Here is a 21,256-nt window from a genome sequence, read left to right as displayed (position 1 = left end):
ATGGATAATTTACTTAGTTTAAATTCTAAACTCAAATTAGATGAATACGAATTTAAAGAAGATGACTTTGAACTTGCTTCCCAGGAGTCAAAGGAGAACTTTATAACGAAAGCTCCTTCCACATCCTATTTTCAAGACGCTTTTAGACGTCTTAAAGAAAACAAGGTGGCAATGGTATCTCTTGGATTTTTACTGATAGTATTCATATTTGCATTTATTGGACCCTATTTTGTAAAAGGGGACTATACGACACAGTTTAGGGGAGATGAAAATCTATTCCCCTCATTGAAATATCCCTTTGGGACAGACAAGCTAGGGCGTAATATTATGGTTAGAACCATGTATGGAACCAGGGTTTCCCTTATAGTAGGGGTCTTTGCATCCCTGATAGTTCTAATCATTGGAACAATATATGGTTCCATTTCAGGATATTTTGGTGGAAGAGTCGATGCAATCATGATGAGGATTTTGGATTTAATCTACTCCATCCCCGACGTCTTAGTTGTTATTTTATTATCCATAGGCATTTCACAACCGATGAAGAGTTTTGTAAACAACTCCAACTCGGCAATTGCAAAGAAGCTTGCAACTTTGGGACCTGCCCTGGTATCCATCTTTATAGCCTTTGGACTACTGTATTGGGTGGGAATGGCAAGGATTATCAGAGGTCAAGTGCTAATGCTTAAGAAACAGGAGTTTGTAACGGCGGTGGAAGCCTTAGGTGGTTCAAAGAAGAGGGTCATAAAAAGACATCTTTTTCCAAACTGTATTGGACAGATTATAGTCATGACGGCAATGCAAATACCTTCAGCAATATTTCTAGAATCATTTCTATCTTTTTTAGGAATTGGGGTTTCAGCGCCAATGACATCCTTGGGAGCTATGGCGGCGGATGCCCTAGGTGGAATTTACTCCTATGCCTATAGGCTTATAATTCCTTCCCTTTTGTTGAGTTTGATGATATTGTCTCTAAATCTATTCGCCGATGGGCTTAGGGATGCACTAGATCCAAGATTGAAAAAGTAGGTGTGATTATGGAAACTAAAGATAATTTAAATAAAGAAGTTTTAAAAGTTGAAGATTTGAGTATTTCCTTTTACACACCAGTAGGAGAAGTTAAAGCTGTAGACAGTATTTGCTATAGCCTTCATGAAAACGAGATTATGGGGATTGTGGGAGAGTCCGGATCGGGTAAATCCGTAGAATCCTACGGGATTATGGGTCTTTTACAATCGCCTGGTAAGGTGAAAAAGGGAAAGATACTCTACAAAGGTAAAAATGTATTGGACTTTGATAAAAATCAGATGAGACAGTTTAGAGGAGCAGATTGTTCCATGATATTTCAAAATCCTATGACCTGTCTCAATCCGGTGTACACCATTGGAAATCAGCTAATGGAAGCGGTTTTAGTACACAAGAAGATTTCAAAGGATGAGGCCTATAAAAAGGCGGTGAGGATGCTTGAACTTGTGGGCATCTCAAATCCGGAAAGAAGGATGAAGCAGTATCCCCACGAGCTTTCAGGTGGGATGCGACAAAGGGTCATGATTGGCATGGGACTTATCTGTGAACCGGATATCCTCATTGCTGACGAACCGACAACTGCTTTGGATGTGACTATACAGGCACAGATTTTGGAACTCATAAAGAGGGTTCAAATGAAAAACAAGATGAGCGTTATCTTTATAACTCATAACTTAGCAGTTGTTGCACAGATCTGTGACACCGTAAGTGTAATGTATGCTGGAAGGATTGTGGAACAGGGAACTGTGGATAAAATCTTTTATAATCCATCCCATCCTTACACTAAGGGTCTGTTAAAGTCCATGCCAAGAATTGACGATAAAGATGCAAATCGATTGGAAAGTATAGAAGGAACTCCGGTAGATATGTTAAATCCACCGGAAGGATGTGGATTTTCTACAAGATGTGAACACTGTATGAACATTTGCCTTAGAAAGGAACCGCCGATGGTAGAGGTTGAAAAGGGCCATAGGTCAAAGTGTTTTCTTCACATAAAGGAGGTTGTCAATGGTAGATAATAAATTACTTATTTGTGAAAATATCGTAAAGCATTTCCCTGTACAGACCGCCTTTAGTAATAAAGCTGTGGTCCATGCGGTTGACGATGTTTCCTTTTTTGTAAATAAAGGGGAGACATTAGGAATTGTAGGTGAGTCCGGATGTGGAAAAACCACCCTAGGAAGAACTATTCTAAGGCTTCACGAACCCACATCGGGGCGAATAGTCTACGATGGGAATGTCATATATGACAAAAAAAAGAACATTCACCCTGATATGTACGAGTTTAGGAGAAGAATGCAGATTATTTTTCAAGACCCTTCTGCATCTCTGGACCCTAGGATGACTGTACATGAGATTGTCAGTGAGGCTTTGGAAATACATGGACTTTATAAAAAGAATAGAAGGCAAAGGGTCAATGAACTTTTAAGAAAAGTCGGCCTTAACGAGGAACATTCCAATAGATATCCCCATGAGTTTTCAGGAGGACAACAGCAGCGTATAGGAATAGCTAGAGCTTTGGCGGTGGAGCCAGAGTTTATAGTATGTGATGAACCTATTTCTGCACTGGATGTTTCAATACAGGCACAGATTGTAAACATGTTACAGGATATGCAAGGGGAGTTTGGATTAACCTATCTTTTCATAGCCCACGATCTTTCTGTAGTTAAACATATTTCTGACAGAATCGGAGTGATGTACCTAGGAAAGATGGTTGAACTGGTGGATGCAAATAGGCTATATGAAAATCCACTTCACCCCTATACCAAGTCCTTGCTTTCGGCTATCCCCCTTCCAGATCCAAAGCTTACTAGAAGTTTAAGCAGGATAAAGTTAAAGGGAGAAATTCCTTCGGCAATCAATCCGCCGACTGGTTGTAGGTTTCATGAAAGATGTCCCTATGCTACTGAGATTTGTAAAAAGGAAGTACCAGAATTTAGAGAATTAGAACCAGGACACTTTGTAAGTTGTCATAATATAGGAGGCTTTTAAAATGAGAAAAAGATTTAGATTTTTAGCAGTTATACTTAGTTTGGTTATGTTGTTATCCGCATGTGGTGGAAACAATAACAATGGTAATGGCACTGACGGCGGTGGTTCGAACACCGCTAATGAAGAAGCAGGTAGAGAAGATGGAGTGCTTGATATAAACATTGCATCGGAACCTGAGTCCATAGACCCGGCGCTTAACACTTCAGTTGACGGAGCGATAATGATATCCCATCTATTTGAATCCTTGATTCGTTGGGAGGACGATGGTAAGGGAAATGCTGTTTTAAAACCAGGAATTGCAGAGTCTTGGGATGTGTCAGAAGATGGTCTAACTTGGACATTTAAGTTACGAGATGCCAAGTGGTCCGACGGAAAACCTGTAACTGCCAACGACTTTGTCTACGCGTGGAATAGACTTGTAAATCCTGAAACTGCAGCGGATTATGAGTATATGTTGGATATGGTAAAGGGATATGACAGTGAAGACAAAAAATTGGATATCTCTGCACCGGATGAAAAGACATTTGTTGTAAATTTAAGTGTAAAGTGTCCATACTTTGAAGAGATATGTGCCTTTCCTGCAGTTATGCCTGTAAGACAGGACGCCGTTGAAGGCAGTAGCACTTGGACCAATTCACCAGACACTTTAATAGTGAATGGACCTTATAAGCTTGAAGCTTGGGAACATAACCAAACATTGTCCATGGTTAAAAATCCTGAGTACCACGATTTGGATTCTGTAAAGGCAGAGAAGTTGGCTTTCCACCTTCAAGATGATGAGAATGCTATCTATGCATCTTATAGGTCTGGAGACTTGGACTTTGTGTCCTCAGTACCTCAAGATGAAATTCAAAAGCTATTAGATACTAAGGAATTGAAGATACTTCCTTATGTTGGTACTTACTTTGTATGTTTCAACACTGAGAAGGCACCTTTTGACAATCCAAAGGTAAGAAAGGCTTTCTCCCTTGTAATTGACAGAGATTTTATCGTTAAACAAGTTACAGGACAGGGTCAAGAGCCTGCTTCAGGTTATGTTCCTTCTGGAGTTTATGACGAGAAAGGTGCAGAAGGTGAGGACTTTAGAACTGTCGGTGGAGACTACTATTCTATAAAGGTCGATGACTATGAAAAGAATGTAGAAGAAGCGAAGAAGTTAATGGAAGAGGCTGGTTTTAAAGACGGGGAAGGCTTCCCTCAAATAGAATATCTATATAATACCAGTGAAAACCATAAAGCTATTGCAGAAGCTTTACAAAATATGTGGCAAGAAAAACTTGGAGTACAGGTTACTCTACAAAACCAGGACTGGAATGTTTTCTTAAATGAAAGAAAGCAAGGTAACTACGATATAGCTAGACATGGTTGGATAGCAGACTACAACGATCCAATGTCCTTTATCGACATGTGGATGACCGGTGGGGGTAACAACGACGCCCAATACAAGAACGACGAGTACGATAAGTTAGTCAAGGAGGCTAAGGCGACTTCTGACCAAAAGGTAAGAATGGAAAATATGCATAAGGCGGAGGATATTCTGATTGGTGATGACGCTGTTGTAGCACCGCTTTACTTCTACAACAACTCCTACATGATTAAGCCAAATATAAAGGGAATGTACTATACACCACTGGGATACTTCTTCTTTAAATCAACAACTGGTTTCTAAACCTAGTCTTTGTTATCAATGAAGACAAGGAAAATTAAATAAAAGCCAAGGAAAGAGCATAGCACACTCCTTTCATAAAAAATAAATCTTGGCAATCGAGCAAGCACTCTAATAGGGTGCTTGTTTGACTTTTACAAATGTCTTCATGAATTAGTAGAAATTCACCGATATGTTATAATTAAAGTAGCTAATATTAGGGAAAGAGGGGATTAAATGATAGTTGAAAAAATAGTTAAGTTAAGGGAAAAAATGAGAGAAAACGGAATCGATATGTACATCATACCAACTTCGGATCCTCATAACTCTGAAAATGTACCGGATTGTTATAAGACTAGAGAGTTTATTTCTGGATTTACCGGTTCTGCAGGAACTGTAATCATAACTAAGGAAGAAGCCGGACTTTGGACCGATGGAAGATATTTTATTCAGGCGGCTAAGCAACTTGAAGCTTCTGGAATAAAGTTGTTCAAGATAGGGGAAACGGGAGTTCCTACCATGAAGGAGTTCTTATATGAAGAATTTACAAAGGACTATAAAATTGGATTTAACGGGGAAACATTTCCTCTTTGGCTACTAGATTATATTGCAAAGGATATTCCTGAAGAAAATATCAAATACGATTTGCATCTCATAGAGGATATCTGGGAGAACAGACCAGAAAAGCCTTCAAATAAAGCTTTTCTTCTCGACGAGAAGTACACAGGCATGTCCGCCTTGGAAAAGCTAAATAAAATCAGAAAGAGTCTGGATGAAAAAGGGGCAACTTCCTATCTTATAACATCTCTTGATGACATTGCCTATGTTCTTAATATAAGGGGAAGCGATGTGCTAAACACTCCAGTCATCTTATCCTACCTTTACATCAATAAGGAAGGTGCAATACTATTTGTTGACGAAAATAAAATTCCTGAAGATGTAAAGTCCTATTTAAAGAAGTCCCACGTTGAGATCAGGGACTATGAAAGCATTTTCGACTTTATAAAGGGTCTAAACGAATCAGAAGTGCTATTTTTTGATAAGAAAAATATAAATGTAAAACTCTATAAGTCCATACCTGAAAAGGTTGAAACCATTGAAGGAAGGGACATTTCAACTGAATTAAAGGCAGTAAAGAACGAGACTGAAATTAAAAATCAAAAAAATGCATATATTAAAGATGGCGTTGCACTGGTTAAGTTCTTCAGTTGGTTAGAGAGGTCATTAGAGGAAGAAGTTCCAGTTTCTGAGCTCGATTGTTCAAATAAACTACTGGAATTTAGACAAGAACAAGATCTGTTTATGGAGCCTAGCTTTGGAACCATCTCTGCCTATGGAGAAAATGCAGCTTTGCCACATTATTCACCATCACAGTCAAGTCCGGTGTTCTTAGAGAAAAAGGGACTTTATCTTTTAGATAGTGGTGGACAATATCAGGATGGTACTACGGACATCACAAGGACTGTTGCCCTTGGAGAACTTACCAAGGACGAGATATTCCATTACACTTTGACTTTGAAATCACATATCAATTTAATGACTGCAAAGTTTAAAGAAAAAACCAAGTCTTCTTCCCTGGACATCTTTGCAAGGGGACCACTTTGGAAAGAGGGAATCGACTTTAATCATGGAACTGGTCATGGTGTTGGGTTTGTACTTGCGGTTCATGAAGGCCCACAAAATATTTCCAAGGTAAACAACGACGTGGATATGGTTCCAGGAATGGTAACATCCAATGAACCAGGGGTTTATGTTGAGGGAAGTCATGGTATAAGGATTGAAAACATAATGGTTTGTGTAGAAAAATGCGAAACTGAATTTGGTAAATTCTATGGCTTTGAATCCCTTTCAATGGTCCCTATAGATACAAGACCAGTAGATGTTTCACTATTGACAGAGGAAGAGAAAAACTGGTTAAACGACTATCATAAAAAATGTTTTGAAATACTAAGTCCTCACTTAGACTCTGAAGATCTAGTCTACCTAAGGGAGGCAACTAAGGAGATTTAATGTTCGATATTGAGAAGAATTTAAAGACCTTACCTACAAGTCCTGGAGTTTATTTAATGTTTGACGAAAGTGATACAATAATATATGTAGGAAAGGCGAAAAATCTTCGTAATAGAGTAAGGCAATACTTTACACCCTCTGGACAGACTTTAGAGAAAGTTCATGAGATGGTAAAGCATATTGCAAGATTTGAATATATCATAGTAGACAATGAAGTTGAGTCTTTGATTTTGGAATCCAACTTTATTAAGGATAAAAAACCTAAGTACAATATCCTATTAAAATCCGGGGAAAAATATCCCTTTATCAAGATAACAAAGGAGAAGTTTCCTAGAATTTTAAAGGATAGGGTCATCAGGCAGGACGGAGGGGACTACTATGGCCCCTTCCCAAACGCCTACGGTGTGACTGAAATCATAGAATTATTCCAGGATATGTATAAAATAAGAAGGTGTAATCTGAATTTTGACAAGGGCCAATATTTGAAAAGGCCATGCCTATACTATTTTATACACAAATGCTCTGGTCCTTGTATCAAGGCTATCTCTGAAGAAGAGTACCTTGAAGACCTTTCCCATGTGGAAGATTTCCTTAAGGGAAAGCATAAGAAACTAATCACCCATCTAAAAAAGAAGATGGTGAGTGCTGGAGAGAGTTTAAATTTTGAACTAGCTGCAAGATACAGGGACAATATTAGAAACTTAGAGACGATTATTGAAAAACAGATCGTAAGAACTTCCAAGGGAACCGACATGGACATAGTAGCCATGGCTAGAACTGAAGATATTATTTCTATGCAGGTTTTTATTATGAGAAGTGGTAAAATAATAGACAGGGAACATTTTATATTGGATAATTCTATTGGTGATAGTGACGAAGAGGTGTTTTCATCTTTTCTTCAACAGTTCTATTTTGACATGGCCTTTGTCCCAGGGGAGATAGTGCTACAAAAAGAGCCGGACAATATAGACGCTCTTGGGGAGTACCTTTCCCAGATAAAGGGGAAAAAGGTAAAGCTTACCATCCCTCAAAGGGGAGAGAAGGTTAGACTTATAGAACTTGTTGAAAAGAACGCCAAGGAGACTTTAGAAAAACATTTAGCATATCTAAGGCGTAGGGAGAGGGAAAGACCGCAAGGCTTGGTAGATTTGGAAAATCTACTTAAGATTTCACCTATCAATAGAATAGAATCCTATGATATTTCTAACACCTCCGGGGTTCAGTCTGTAGGGTCCATGGTGGTTTATGAAAATGGACAGAAGGCGCCTGGGGAATATAGAAAGTTTAAGATAAAGACGGTTGAAGGTCCAGATGACTACAAGAGCCATCAGGAGGTTTTAACTAGGAGGCTTTCCAGACTTGCTCATGAGAATAGTCAAGGAAATAACGAAGTGGGTTTTGGAAAAAGGCCATCCCTTATTATAATAGATGGTGGTAAGGGACAGGTTAATGCGGCCAAGTTTGCACTTCGAGTTGTGGACATGGATATTCCAATTTGTGGTCTATATAAAGATGAATTTCACAATACCAAGGGAATTGTATACAATGGTGTTGAGATACCTTTAAAAATTTCCAGTCCTATCTATAGATTTCTATACGACATTCAAGAAGAAACCCATAGATTTGCCATAAATTATCATAGGAAGCTCAGGGAAAAGGAAATGATTAAATCTGAGTTAGATGATATTAAAGGTATTGGAAATGTGAGAAAGAAAGCTCTTCTAACCCATTTTAAATCCATCGACAAGATTAAAGAGGCATCTATTACTCAACTTTTAGAGGTGGATAAGATGAATAGAAGAACTGCTGAAGCTGTATATAATTATTTTAATGGAGTTAAAGATGAAGGGAATTAAATTAAAGAGACTTTGTGAGGAATTGGAACTGGAAATCGTGAAGGAAAGTTCTGATTTTCATGAACTTATAATCACCAATTCTCAAGTTAATAGACCGGGAATTCAACTTTCTGGGTTTATGGAGCATTTTCCAAATAAAAGGCTTCAAATTATTGGTAAGACCGAGTCTATTTTTTTAAATTCCATGGAGCCTGATTTAAGGTGTAAACGGGTAGAGGGTATCATGTCAAGGGAAATCCCATGTCTGATATTTACCCAGGGTCAAGAGATCGATGACTACGTTATCGACTTGGCAAATAAGTACGATAAGACCATTATTCGCTCTACTAGACCTACTACTAGATTGATATCTAGGATAGATGACAAATTGGCCTACTTCCTAAGTGAAGAAACCAATATGCATGCGGGTCTTATGGAGGTCTTCGGGATTGGAGTTTTAATAACCGGTAAGTCCTCTGTAGGTAAGTCGGAAACAGCACTGGATCTTATCATTCGTGGTCACAGACTTGTGGCGGACGATGTGGTGGAAGTAAGGAGAATGGACAAGGTTTTAATTGGACAAGCTCCTAAGAATATACGTCATTTCCTTGAAATTCGAGGGATTGGTATCTTGGATATTCAAAGGCTCTATGGTATTGGATCCGTTAAGCCGGATGTTGAAATAGAGCTTGTGGTGGTCCTTGAACCATGGGACGATGACAAGGAATATGACAGGCTTGGACTTGATATAGAGTATATGGAAATACTTGGAGTCAATGTCCAAAAGGTAATAGTACCTGTTAAACCAGGTAGGGACATAGCTATGATTGTGGAAGTTGCTGTCAGAAATTATAGACAGAGAAACTATGGATACAATGCGGCTATAGAGCTTAGTAAAAGACTGTTTTCTAACACAGAAGAAGATTAGAAGTCGGTTAAATATTATTTAGAGTAAAATTACAAGGAGGTAATTTAATGAAAGAAAAGCAAATGCAACCCATGGACGGTAACATGGCGGCTGCTCATGTAGCCTATGCATTTACTGACGTTGCAGCAATTTATCCTATTACGCCATCATCAAATATGGCTGAAAATGTAGATGAATGGGCTGCTTTTGGTAGAAAGAATATATTTGGACAAACTGTTCATGTATCAGAATTACAATCTGAAGCAGGGGCAGCAGGAGCTTTACATGGTGCTTTAGTAGCGGGTTCATTAGGAACAACATTTACAGCGTCTCAAGGACTTTTACTTATGATTCCTAATATGTACAAGATTTCAGGGGAACTTCTTCCAGGGGTATTCCACGTATCTGCAAGAGCCCTAGCTTCCCACGCTTTAAGTATCTTTGGGGATCACCAAGACGTAATGGCGGCTAGACAAACAGGATTTGCAATGCTTGCTTCAGGATCAGTACAAGAGGTTATGGACCTTGCAGCAGTTGCTCACCTTTCAGCTATTAAGGGAAGAGTTCCATTCCTACATTTCTTTGATGGATTTAGAACTTCCCATGAAATCCAAAAGATCGAAGTTATCGAATATGACGATTTAGCAAAATTAGTTGACAAGGATGCAATTAAAGCCTTTAGAGAAAGAGCTTTAAACCCAGAAAATCCTAAGACTATGGGTACTGCTCAAAACCCAGACATCTACTTCCAAGAAATTGAAGCTTCTAATACCTACTATGAAAATATAGTAGGAATTACTGAAGATTATATTAAACAAATTAACGAACTTACTGGAAGAAACTACGGTTTATTCGATTATTATGGTGCTGAAGACGCTGAAGATATAATCATAGCAATGGGTTCAGTAACTGAAACAATTGAAGAGACAATCGACTACTTAAGAGAAGAAGAAGGAAGAAAAGTTGGACTTGTTAAAGTTCACCTATACAGACCATTCTCTAAGGAACATCTTCTAAACAAGATTCCTCAAACTGTAAAGAGAATTGCAGTTTTAGATAGAACTAAGGAAAAGGGATCTTTGGGAGAACCACTATACCTAGATGTTAAATCTGCATTCTATGACGACGAAAGAAGACCTAAGATCTATTCAGGAATCTATGGACTTGGTTCAAAGGACACAACTCCTGGCCAAATCCTTGCAGTATATGACAACTTAGTAGCTGATGAGCCTAAGGAAAGATTTACTATAGGTATCAATGATGATGTTACTTATAGATCACTAGAAGTTACAAAGGACATCAACACAGTTCCAGAAGGAACAATTAGATGTAAATTCTGGGGATTTGGATCTGACGGAACCGTTGGAGCTAACAAATCTGCCATTAAGATAATCGCTGATGCTACAGATATGTATGCACAAGGATATTTCGAATATGACTCTAAAAAATCTGGTGGTATAACAATATCTCACTTGAGATTTGGTAACAGCCCAATCAGATCAACTTACTTTGTAGATCATGCTGATTTCATATCTTGTTCAAAACAAGCATATGTTAACCAATATGACCTATTAAAGGGTCTAAAGAAGGGTGGAACATTCCTACTTAACTGTATTTGGAGTGAAGAGGAACTTGAAAAGCACCTTCCAAACTCATTAAAGAGAAAGATTGCTGAAAATGAAATCAACTTCTACACTATCAATGCATCTCAAATAGCTGCAGACATTGGACTTGGTGGAAGGATAAACATGGTAATGCAATCTGCATTCTTTAACCTTTCAAAGGTTCTACCTATTGAAGAGGCTAAGGAAAGACTTAAGGCACAAATCGTTAAATCCTATGGTAGAAAAGGTGAAGATGTTGTAAACATGAACTTTGAAGCCGTTGAACAAGGGGTTAACGCACTAGTTAAAATAGACGTACCTGAAAGCTGGAAAGACCTAGAAGATGAAAAGGACGACGACCAAGATCTTCCTGAATTCATCAGAGAAATGGTAAAACCTATCAATGCCCATGAAGGGGACAGCCTACCAGTTTCTAAATTCCAAGGTAGAGAAAATGGAGAATTCCCACAAGGTACTTCTCAATATGAAAAGAGAGCCATTGCACTACAAGTTCCAAAATGGCATATAGAAAACTGTATCCAATGTAACCAATGTGCTTATGTATGTCCTCATGCTGTTATTAGACCATTCTTAGTAACAGAAGAAGAAAAGGCAAATGCACCTGAAAACTTTGAAACTAAAAAAGCAATTGGTAAGGGATTAGAAGACTATACATTTAGAATTCAAGTTTCAACATTAGACTGTACAGGTTGCGGAAACTGTGTTCAAGTATGTCCATCTAAGGTCAAGGCTCTTTCAATGGAACCATTTGAAGAACAATATCAAGAACAAAAAGACAACTGGAAATATGCCCATGATGTAGTAGGATACAAGGAAGGTCTTGTACCTGAAACAAATGTTAAGGGTAGTCAGTTTAAACAACCTCTATTAGAGTTCTCAGGAGCTTGTGCAGGTTGTGGTGAAACACCATACGCTAAGCTTATAACTCAACTATTTGGAGATAGAATGTTAATCGCCAATGCAACAGGTTGTTCATCAATCTGGGGTGGATCAGCTCCTGCAACAGTTTATTGTCAAAATGCAGAAGGCAAGGGACCAGCTTGGGCTAACTCCCTATTTGAAGACAACGCTGAATACGGTTATGGTATGGAAATTGGTATAGAAAAGACTAGAGAAAAACTTCGTCTATTGATGGAAGAATTCCTAGAATTGAATATCGAATATCCACTAAATGAACATTTCAAAGTATGGATTGAAGGAATGAACGATTCTACAAAATCCAAGGCTGCTACTGGTGAAATCCTACCTCTATTAAAGGATAAGACCGGTAATGAAGAAGCAGATAAGATAATCGATGAAATCGAAGAAAGAAAAGACTTCTTAATCAAGAAATCCGTTTGGATATTTGGTGGTGACGGTTGGGCATACGACATTGGATATGGCGGACTTGACCATGTTATCGCTACAGGAAGAAATGTAAATATCCTAGTAATGGATACAGAAGTTTATTCAAATACAGGTGGTCAATCATCTAAATCAACTCCTACAGCTGCAGTTGCAAAATTTGCTGCTTCAGGAAAGAAGATTAGAAAGAAAGACCTTGGTCTAATGGCTACAACCTATGGTTATGTATATGTTGCACAAATTGCAATGGGTGCAAACCAAGCACAAACACTAAAGGCTATTAGAGAAGCCGAAAGCTACGACGGACCATCCTTGATTATAGCTTACGCTCCATGTATCAACCACGGTATTAAAGGTGGTATGGGACAAGCTCAAAATCAACAAAAGAGAGCCGTTGAAGCAGGATACTGGCACCTATATAGATTCGATCCAAGACTTAAAGACGAAGGAAAGAATCCATTCACATTAGATTCAAAAGAACCAACAGGTTCCTTCCAAGACTTTATAAAATCAGAAGTTAGATACACTTCCTTGAAGCGTTCTTTCCCTGAAGATGCAGAAGTTCTATTTAAAGAAGCAGAAGAAGATGCAAGAGAAAGATACGAAAGCTATGTAAGAATGGCAAGCTATGACTATAGCAAGTCTGACGAAGAAGACAAAGAATTTAAAAGTGAAGACAAAAAAGAACAAACAGTAGGTAAAGAAGATAAAATTACCGACTAAGATAAAGATTGAGGGGACAAAAATCCCCTCTTTTTTATTGCTAGTGCAAGAGGTGGGAAGTGAGAGGTGAGAGGTGATCCCGCATTCAGTTATTGAGAAGTGAGAAGTGAGAGATGGGATGTGGGAAACTTGGAAGGAAAGCCAACAGCTTTCCCTACATAAACTCCGATGTCAAGCTTTAATTTATGGAGAGGTAAAATATAGAAGATGAGATTGTAATTTATTAAAAATTACGAAATATAATTTACAAAATTTGAAAGAAATCCCACAGATTTCTTTCTCCTTTTACAGCTAGGTTTTCAGGATTGCAAATCCTGAATCGTTGGAAGGGTAAGGAGGAGGGAGATTTTAAAGAGGGAGGCCGTTAGGAAACATTACGAAACGTGTCCTTAGGCCTCCCTCTTTAATACTAAGAAGAGCATGTTTCAACATATAAAAATTGAAACATGCTCTTTATTTGGTGCCGGAGGCGGGGGTCGAACCCGCACGATGTTGCCATCACGGGATTTTGAGTCCCGCGCGTCTGCCAATTCCGCCACTCCGGCGAGTCAATTACCATATAATAATAACATAGATTTAACATGGACGCAAGAAAAATTTAATATGATATTCATGATATAATAAGAGTATAAAAATTTGAGAGGATATTATGGAAAGTTTAGAAAAGTTTTTTATTAGTTCCAAGGACAATTTGGAAGATCCTGTCATCAGGAACAAATACATTAAAAGATCGGGATATATTGGCGTGTTGGCCAATTTAATTTTATTTGGAGTAAAACTTGCTGTGGGCATTGTGGTAAATTCCATTGCCGTTATTTCTGATGCTTTTAATAATTTAGGGGACTCCCTTTCGTCTATAGTAACCATTGTAGGTGGCTATTTAGCTGGAAAGCCCGCTGACGAGGAACATCCCTTTGGACATGGAAGATATGAGTATATATCTTCTTTTATTGTTGCCCTTTTGATTTTGGGTACTGGTGTAATGTTATTTAAGTCATCGGTGGAGAAGATTATTAAGCCGGAGGACTTAAATTCCAGTTGGGTTTCTATTGGACTTTTGATTTTATCACTATTTATCAAGATATTTTTATATATCTACAATAGAGTTGTAGGTAATAGGATAAATTCCCTTGGGATGATTGGTGTTGCAGAGGATGCAGTAAATGATGTGATTTCATCTATAGGGATTTTAATATCCATCTTGGTATTTGTATTCTTTGATATAAATATCGACGGTATCGCAGGTCTTGTAGTATCCCTTTTGATATTTAAATCCGGTTTGGAGATCTTGCAACACTCTACCTACTATATTCTAGGTAAGGCTCCTTCTAAGGAATTACAGGACAAGATTAAGAATATATTATTAAAAGGAAAGTATGTAAGTGGGGTTCACGATTTAGATTTACATGACTATGGAGGAGGAAAGATTGTTGGGTCCGTTCATGTGGAATTTCCAAGTGACCTTATTTTTAAGGATGTACATGATATAGCAGATGGTTTGGAAAGAGAGATTAAGGATCAGACTTCTGTTCAAATAGTAATCCATATGGATCCAGCAGAAAAATATGAAGACGGAAATAATTAAAGAGGATATGGACAAAATTGCAGACTATGCTGCAAGTCTGATTAGACAGGGAGAACTTGTGGCGATTCCAACGGAGACGGTCTATGGTCTTGGAGGAGATGGTCTAAGCGACATTGCATGTAAAAAAATTTTTGAAGTTAAGAATAGACCTGCTGACAACCCACTTATACTTCATATATCGGAGATTAAGGAACTGGATAGGCTAGTAAAAGATGTTTCGCCCAGCGTTTTGGAAGCTGTAGAAAACTACTGGCCAGGTCCTTTAACTATAATACTTAATAAATCTGATATCATTCCAGAAACTGTAACTGCTGGTGGAGACACTGTTGCAATACGAATGCCTAAAAATGATATAACAAGAGAGATTATACAAAAAGCCAAAGTTCCCATTGCAGCACCTTCTGCAAATCTTTCTGGAAGGCCTTCGCCGACTACTGCTATGGATGTCTATGAGGATATGCAAGATAAGATTCCACTTATAGTGGATGGCGGTAGTTGTACTGTAGGAATTGAGTCTACTGTATTGGACTGTACTTCAAAGCCCTATCTTATTTTAAGACCTGGTTTTTATTCTAAGGAGGATTTAGAAATTCATTTTGGAAAAGTGGAATACGACAAATCCATATTAAAGGAAGGAGAAATTCCAAAATCTCCTGGACAAAAATACAAACATTATGCTCCTAAGGGTAGAATGGAGTTGATATTGGGTAATAAAGATAAGGTTAGGAACTATTTTATTAAAAGGGGCGAAGAGCTTTCAAATTTAAAGACAGCACTTATCACCTTTAGTGACAATGAAGATTTAATAAATGATTTTTATAAATTCTACTCCCTAGGGGATAGAGAAAATCTATTGCAGATGGCATCTCTAATCTTTAGGATTTTAAGGCAATGTGACGAGGACGGCGTTGAGTACATCCTATGTGAGGGAGTTGAAGAAAAGAACTTGGGGATTGGGATAATGAACAGGCTTAAGAAGTCCAGTGGCGGAAATTTGGTTGTATTAGAATAATAGGGAAATTAAAATTTTATAGCATTCTTCTTTAAGCTTAATTTACATGAACTGTTCTTTAATGTTATTATATTAGTAGAGAAACAGGAGGGAAAAATGGATAATGTAACAATTTTTGATCATCCGGTAATTACTCACAAGTTGAGTATTCTTCGTGATATCAATACCGGATCGAAACAGTTTAGAGACTTAGTAGCTGAGATTTCAATGTTGATGGCCTATGAAGTAACTAGAGATTTTTCCATGGAAGACATTGAAATAGAAACTCCACTACAAAAGATGAAGACAAAGGTACTTTCTGGTAAGAAAGTTGCCATTATACCTGTACTTAGAGCGGGACTTGGAATGGTTGATGGTATGTTGAATATCATTCCAGCAGCGAAGGTTGGACATATTGGACTATATAGGGATCCTGAAACACTGGAACCTGTGGAATACTATTGCAAACTTCCTCAAGATATTGCAGAAAGAACAGTTCTTGTACTAGACCCTATGCTTGCAACTGGGGGTTCAGCTAGTGCAGCTATTCAATATCTTAAGAATAAGGGAGCTAAGAATATAAAATTAGTCAATATTATCGCTGCCCCTGAGGGAGTGAAAGCGGTTCATGAAAATCATCCAGATGTGCCTATTTACATTGCAGGTCTTGATGAGAAGTTAAATGAACATGGATATATCCTTCCAGGACTGGGAGATGCAGGAGATAGACTTTTTGGTACAAAATAAGAATTTTGTTTATTGAATAAGTCATATTATTATGTTATTATTAGCTTATGGTTTAGTTTAGCACTTTAAAGCTTAAGTGAGAGGATTTTGAAAAACTTCTTTCAAAGCTAAGCCATTAAGTTTATAAAATTGTGAAATCGTTATCTATCATAAGGAGGTGAATCTATGGCTTCAAATATGGTTGAACAGATTAGGGAAGCCGAATCCAAAGGCGATGAAATCGTACAAGATGCGAAGAAAAAAGCCGAAGGTATCTTGGCTCAAATAAAGACTGTAGGTAAGGAAAAGTATGACAGTATCATAGAAGATGGCGAAAAGACCAGGGAGGATTTATTAAAAAATGCTCGAATTGAGGGAGAAAAAAAGGAAGCTCCAATAATTCAGCAGTCAAATGAGATAGTTCATAAGATACAAAATATGGACGAAGGAAAACTCCAAGAGGTCGCAAATTCAATTGTAGAGAGGGTTGTATCGGAATATGTCAATGGTTAAAATGAGTAAGTTTAACTTACTTGCATTTGATTATGATAGAAGTTCATTGCTAAAACAATTGCAGGACTTCGAATATGTACATTTCAATGACCTCAACAAAACTAAGGATGAAGAAAAAGAGTCCATCTTAAAGAAGGTAATTCCAGACAGTACTCTTCTTGGAGTACAGGAGGACTTACAGAGGGCAAACTGGAGCATTGAAACTCTATCGAAGTATGTGGAGAAAAAACCTAAACTTCAAGAGTTAAAAGAAGGAGTTCGCTCCTATAGCTATGAGGAGATTGTAGAAAAGGGTAGGACCTTTGATTTTAAATCCCTCTATAAAAAGCTTGAAAGCTCTCAAAAGGTCATTGATGAAGCAAAACAAGAGATTCACAATGAAAGTCAGTTGGTTTCCGATTTAAAACATTGGGAAGACCTAACGATTCCTGTTAAATCTCTCTATAATCTAAAGAGAACAGCCATCCAAACTGGAACTGTTCCAACTAAGTATTTAGAGGAACTAAAACAGGATTTAAGTAAATACACTGATGTTTCTATGGACATCTTGTCGGAGAATAAGGGCAATGCATATGTGGTATTTGCTGGTATTCCAGACAATGTTAGAAGGGATATGGAAACCCTTAGAAGGCATGGTTTTACTCCAGTCACAATAGGTACAAACCAGGTTGTAAAGGATGAAATCCTAAGGCTTTCCAAGTCCATTGAAGACAATAAACAGGCTATAAAAAAACAAGAGGACATCTTCAGATCCTCCACAGATCAACTAGAGGATTTAAAGGTATATTATGAATACTTGGAAAATCAAAGGCTTCGTGAAGAGTCTGTAGAGAATTTTCAAAGAACAAAAAAATTAAATCTCATTCAAGGCTATGTTCCTACGAGGATGGTGGAAGAGTTCAAATCCACTGTAAGTAATATTTTAAAGGACAGATATTCCTTGGACATTGAAGATGCCAGAAAAGAAGATCCAAATGTACCAATAATCCTTGAAAATGGTAAATTTGCTGGAGCTTTTCAAGGTCTTACAGAGATGTATTCCCTTCCAAAGTACAGTGAAGTGGATCCTACTCCACTATTTGCACCGTTTTATGCTTTCTTTGCAGGAATGATGGTTGGGGATTTGGGATATGGACTTTTACTTTTTATTCTTTGTATAGTAGGACTTAAATTTTTTAACTTGAGAGAGGACTTTAAGAGAAATGTTAAGTTCTTTATGTTTTTAAGTATTCCTACAATGCTATGGGGACTTATATACGGTTCGTTTTTTGGTATTTCACTACCATATAGACCGTTATTGAGTCAAACAGAGGATTCCATGTTAATCATCCTGGTTTCATTAATACTAGGTGGTATTCATATTTTCTTTGCCCTTGGTATTAAGGCCTATATGCTAATAAGGGATAAGGATTTTAAAGGGGCTATATATGATGTAGGATTTTTATATCTAACTCTTATTGGAATAATTCTAGCTGCAGCTGCAGGTCCAGCTAAGTTACCTGAAATTGCTAAAAAAGTGGGTATAGTAATGATGGTTATAGGAATGGTTGGAATGTTCTTAACAGCTGGTAGAGCCGCTAAGGGTTGGGGAGGTAGACTTGCCATAGGGTTAAACGAAGTCTATGGCCTAACAGGATATATTGGAGACTTTGTTTCCTACCTTAGACTGATGGCCCTTGGACTTGCCGGAGGATTTATAGCCTTGGCAATAAATATAATCGTAAAAATGCTCTTTGGTGGTGGAATCGTTGGAATAATTGGAGGGGTTATAGTTTTTGTAGTCTTCCAACTATTTAACTTATTCCTATCATACCTAAGTGCATATGTTCACTCTGCAAGACTTATATATGTAGAGATGTTTAACAAATTCTATGAAGGCGGAGGAAAGGCCTTTAAAGGTTTAATAAATAAACCTAAATATTTTGATTTACAAAAAAACGAAAATAAATAGGAGGAATAGAATGAAGGAATTTTTTATTCAAAACGGAGGATTTATATTAACAGCATTAGCTGCTGCATTGGCGGTATTCCTAGGTGGTATAGGATCTGCTAAAGGTGTTGGAATGGCAGGGGAAGCTGCTGCAGGCATCATTATTGAGGAACCAGAAAAATTCGGTAAGTCCCTTGTAATCCAATTGCTACCAGGTACCCAAGGACTTTACGGTTTCGTTATCGGTCTTTTAATACTATTTAAGATTCAAGCGGGTATTCCTCTTGAAAATGGATTTTACTATATCTGTGCTGCACTTCCAGTTGGTATTGGTGGTCTTGTTTCAGCTAAGGCACAAGCTAAGGTGTCCGTTGCAGGTATGAACATCCTTGCAAAGAATGAGGAACATCAAGTTAAAGGTATAGTATATGCAGTAATGGTTGAGTTATACGCAATTTTAGGTTTCGCATTTTCATTCTTAATGCTAACAAGAATATAGTTCTTGAGCGGTGAGGATGTGATTAGATGTCAAATTTAGATAATATAATAAATCAAATTTTAAAGGATGCAAAGTCTGAGTCTGACCAAATTATTAAAGAAGCTGAAGAAAAGAGAGATGAAGAGTTAGCCAAGATAGAAAGTAAGGCAAAGGATGAAAAACTTGCGATTATCTCAAAGGCGGAGCTAGAGTCTCAAAACCTTTTGGAAAAGATATTAAATAGTGCAACTCTAAAGGCTAGGGATGAACAGCTGGAGGCTAAACAGGGAGTAATCGAAAAGATTATTAAAATGGCTAAGGAAAAGCTAAAGAATCTCGACGAACAGACCTATTTATCAATTGTTCAAGCAGCTTTAAAAAAATCTAATCTGTCTAATGAAGCTACAATTTCTTTACAGGAAAACAGAGTTGAAGCTTTTAAAAAGTTGGGGTTAAATTACAAGATTTCCGACAAATATGTAGAAAATGGATTTAAATTCTATGACGGAAACTCCATAATCAACAACGACTTTTCTGGAATTGTAGATTTTATGAAACAGGATTTGGAAACTTTGATAGTTCAAAAATTATTTGAGAAATAGGAGGGATTTTATGGATAGACAAGACTTTATCCAAAGCTCAACAACTACAAGAGTTTATGAAAAAGACCTTCTTACTGAAAATTTCTTTGATAGAATGGCAGAGTCTGAAGACTTGGCCAGTGCCGTTAGACTTTTAAATGACACATCTTATCAAGAGTACTTTACAAAGTTGGAAAGACCTCAAGACTATGAAGTTGCGCTAAAAGAGGCATTACAGGATCTATACAAGAAGTTTGGTCAGATGCTAAAAAGTCCTGAAGTAGTAAATCTTCTCACTATGAAGTACGAATATCACAATTTAAAGGTGATGTTAAAGGAGAAGATAAGCGGTAGGGACTATTCCCACATGTTTATAGACATAGGAGATTTTGACTTTGAAGAGCTTAGGGAGGACTTTGAGTCCGGAGATAGAGCCCAGCTTGATACAAGATATGCTGGGGTTATCAACAAGGTATACGACGACTACTTGGATAAAAAGGATCCTCAGCTTATAGATGTTTACACCGACAGGGAGTACTTCGAGAATTTAAAGGAAGTAGCTGAAAAGTTAGATGTAGAGATGTTTGTGCAATATGTTGAGGACTTAATCGACTTTACAAATATAAGAACTCTTTTAAGGGCACAAAATCAAAACATAGACCTACACTTTTTAGATAAGATTATAATTCCTGGAGGAACTATAGATTTAGATAAGTTTAGAGAAAATCTTTTTGCAAAGATAGATGAAAACAGTCCTCTTATAAAGTCGGCAAGAATCTACTATTATTTGAGGGAAAGCATCAAGGACTATAGTAATACGAAGAGTCTTTCCGCTTTTGAAAAGAGCATGGACGACTATATTATAAGTCTTATTAAAGAAGCTAAAAAGGTAACTTATGGACCTGAAGTTCCCTTTGCCTATTTAATGGCTAAGGAAAACGAGATTAGAAATCTTAGAATAGTACTTGTTTCTAAGTTAAATAATCTACCTAAGAATTTCATAAAAGAAAGGTTACGTGAGACATATGCATAGAGTAGCCGTAGTTGGTGATAGAGATTCTGTCCTTGGATTTAGAGCTTTGGGAGTTAAGGTTTTTACCGCTTTGGAAGCTATGGAAACAAGGCAAATCGTGGATAAGTTGGCCAAGGAAAACTATGGAATCATATTTATAACGGAACAACTTGCCAAACTTATACCAGAGACTATCGAAAGATATAATAATGAAATTACCCCAGCGGTTATATTGATACCATCTAACCAAGGTTCTTTGAACATTGGACTTGATAGAATCAATAAGAACGTTGAAAAAGCCGTTGGATCTAATATTTTATAAAGGAGAGAGCTTAT

The 21,256-nt window shown here is 37.5% G+C and carries 17 protein-coding genes and 1 tRNA gene; 17 read left to right on the top strand and 1 reads right to left on the bottom strand.

The genetic code is table 11. The annotated features are described in order from the left end of the window. The 8 genes from Q1K37_RS04100 (at position 1) to nifJ (ending at position 13,104) form a co-directional block, all read left to right on the top strand. Positions 1-1,026, top strand: coding sequence for an ABC transporter permease (locus Q1K37_RS04100; protein ID WP_300409621.1), 1,026 nt, complete (start codon positions 1-3; stop codon positions 1,024-1,026). Between the two features lie 8 nt (positions 1,027-1,034). Next, entirely contained in the window at positions 1,035-2,042 is a 1,008-nt protein-coding gene (locus Q1K37_RS04095) for an ABC transporter ATP-binding protein (RefSeq protein WP_300409619.1), read from the top strand. Continuing rightward, positions 2,032-3,015: an ABC transporter ATP-binding protein gene (locus Q1K37_RS04090; RefSeq protein ID WP_300409618.1), complete on the top strand. Its 984-nt coding sequence runs from the start codon at positions 2,032-2,034 to the stop codon at positions 3,013-3,015. The genes Q1K37_RS04095 and Q1K37_RS04090 overlap by 11 nt, the downstream gene beginning before the upstream one ends. 1 nt (position 3,016) lies before the next feature. Then, entirely contained in the window at positions 3,017-4,684 is a 1,668-nt protein-coding gene (locus Q1K37_RS04085) for a peptide ABC transporter substrate-binding protein (RefSeq protein ID WP_300409616.1), read from the top strand. Positions 4,685-4,897: 213 nt separating this feature from the next. After that, entirely contained in the window at positions 4,898-6,670 is a 1,773-nt protein-coding gene (locus Q1K37_RS04080; protein WP_300409614.1) for an aminopeptidase P family protein, read from the top strand. Continuing rightward, complete coding sequence (gene uvrC, locus Q1K37_RS04075) at positions 6,670-8,526, top strand: excinuclease ABC subunit UvrC (RefSeq protein WP_300409613.1); 1,857 nt, start codon at positions 6,670-6,672, stop codon at positions 8,524-8,526. Before Q1K37_RS04080 ends, uvrC begins: the two co-directional genes overlap by 1 nt. Next, positions 8,513-9,433 (top strand): HPr(Ser) kinase/phosphatase, encoded by a 921-nt coding sequence (hprK, locus tag Q1K37_RS04070; RefSeq protein ID WP_300409612.1) that lies wholly within the window; start codon positions 8,513-8,515, stop codon positions 9,431-9,433. Before uvrC ends, hprK begins: the two co-directional genes overlap by 14 nt. A 47-nt stretch (positions 9,434-9,480) precedes the next feature. After that, the gene (gene nifJ, locus Q1K37_RS04065; protein WP_300409610.1) at positions 9,481-13,104 is read left to right on the top strand and encodes a pyruvate:ferredoxin (flavodoxin) oxidoreductase; all 3,624 of its coding nucleotides are present in this window, start codon (positions 9,481-9,483) and stop codon (positions 13,102-13,104) included. A 458-nt stretch (positions 13,105-13,562) separates the two neighbouring features. Here nifJ and Q1K37_RS04060 read toward each other — a convergent pair. Continuing rightward, a tRNA-Leu gene (locus Q1K37_RS04060) sits at positions 13,563-13,649 on the bottom strand. A gap of 104 nt (positions 13,650-13,753) precedes the next feature. Between Q1K37_RS04060 and Q1K37_RS04055 the strand changes: the two genes are divergently transcribed. The 9 genes from Q1K37_RS04055 to Q1K37_RS04015 all read left to right on the top strand — a co-directional run bounded on the left by Q1K37_RS04055 (position 13,754) and on the right by Q1K37_RS04015 (position 21,242). Then, positions 13,754-14,689 carry a cation diffusion facilitator family transporter gene (locus Q1K37_RS04055; protein ID WP_300409608.1) on the top strand — a complete coding sequence of 312 codons (936 nt, stop codon included), beginning with the start codon at positions 13,754-13,756 and terminating at the stop codon, positions 14,687-14,689. Then, positions 14,670-15,701, top strand: a complete 1,032-nt coding sequence (locus Q1K37_RS04050; RefSeq protein WP_300409606.1) for an L-threonylcarbamoyladenylate synthase — start codon at positions 14,670-14,672, stop codon at positions 15,699-15,701. The genes Q1K37_RS04055 and Q1K37_RS04050 overlap by 20 nt, the downstream gene beginning before the upstream one ends. Positions 15,702-15,797: 96 nt before the next feature. Further along, entirely contained in the window at positions 15,798-16,427 is a 630-nt protein-coding gene (upp, locus tag Q1K37_RS04045) for a uracil phosphoribosyltransferase (RefSeq protein ID WP_300409604.1), read from the top strand. A 165-nt stretch (positions 16,428-16,592) separates the two neighbouring features. Further along, positions 16,593-16,919: a hypothetical protein gene (locus Q1K37_RS04040; protein ID WP_300409602.1), complete on the top strand. Its 327-nt coding sequence runs from the start codon at positions 16,593-16,595 to the stop codon at positions 16,917-16,919. Further along, positions 16,906-18,870 (top strand): V-type ATP synthase subunit I, encoded by a 1,965-nt coding sequence (locus tag Q1K37_RS04035; protein ID WP_300409600.1) that lies wholly within the window; start codon positions 16,906-16,908, stop codon positions 18,868-18,870. The genes Q1K37_RS04040 and Q1K37_RS04035 overlap by 14 nt, the downstream gene beginning before the upstream one ends. 10 nt (positions 18,871-18,880) lie before the next feature. Further along, positions 18,881-19,348, top strand: a complete 468-nt coding sequence (locus tag Q1K37_RS04030) for a V-type ATP synthase subunit K (protein ID WP_300409598.1) — start codon at positions 18,881-18,883, stop codon at positions 19,346-19,348. Positions 19,349-19,374: 26 nt separating this feature from the next. Then, the gene (locus Q1K37_RS04025; protein WP_300409597.1) at positions 19,375-19,929 is read left to right on the top strand and encodes a V-type ATP synthase subunit E; all 555 of its coding nucleotides are present in this window, start codon (positions 19,375-19,377) and stop codon (positions 19,927-19,929) included. Between the two features lie 10 nt (positions 19,930-19,939). Beyond that, the gene (locus tag Q1K37_RS04020; protein ID WP_300409595.1) at positions 19,940-20,941 is read left to right on the top strand and encodes a V-type ATP synthase subunit C; all 1,002 of its coding nucleotides are present in this window, start codon (positions 19,940-19,942) and stop codon (positions 20,939-20,941) included. Next, on the top strand, positions 20,934-21,242 hold the full coding sequence (locus Q1K37_RS04015) for a V-type ATP synthase subunit F (RefSeq protein WP_300409593.1): 309 nt from the start codon (positions 20,934-20,936) through the stop codon (positions 21,240-21,242). Before Q1K37_RS04020 ends, Q1K37_RS04015 begins: the two co-directional genes overlap by 8 nt. Positions 21,243-21,256 lie beyond the last annotated feature (14 nt).

The organism is Lagierella sp. (assembly GCF_029983815.1).
Lineage (GTDB): Bacteria > Bacillota > Clostridia > Tissierellales > Peptoniphilaceae > Mediannikoviicoccus.
This window is presented reverse-complemented; position numbering and strand designations above follow the sequence as displayed.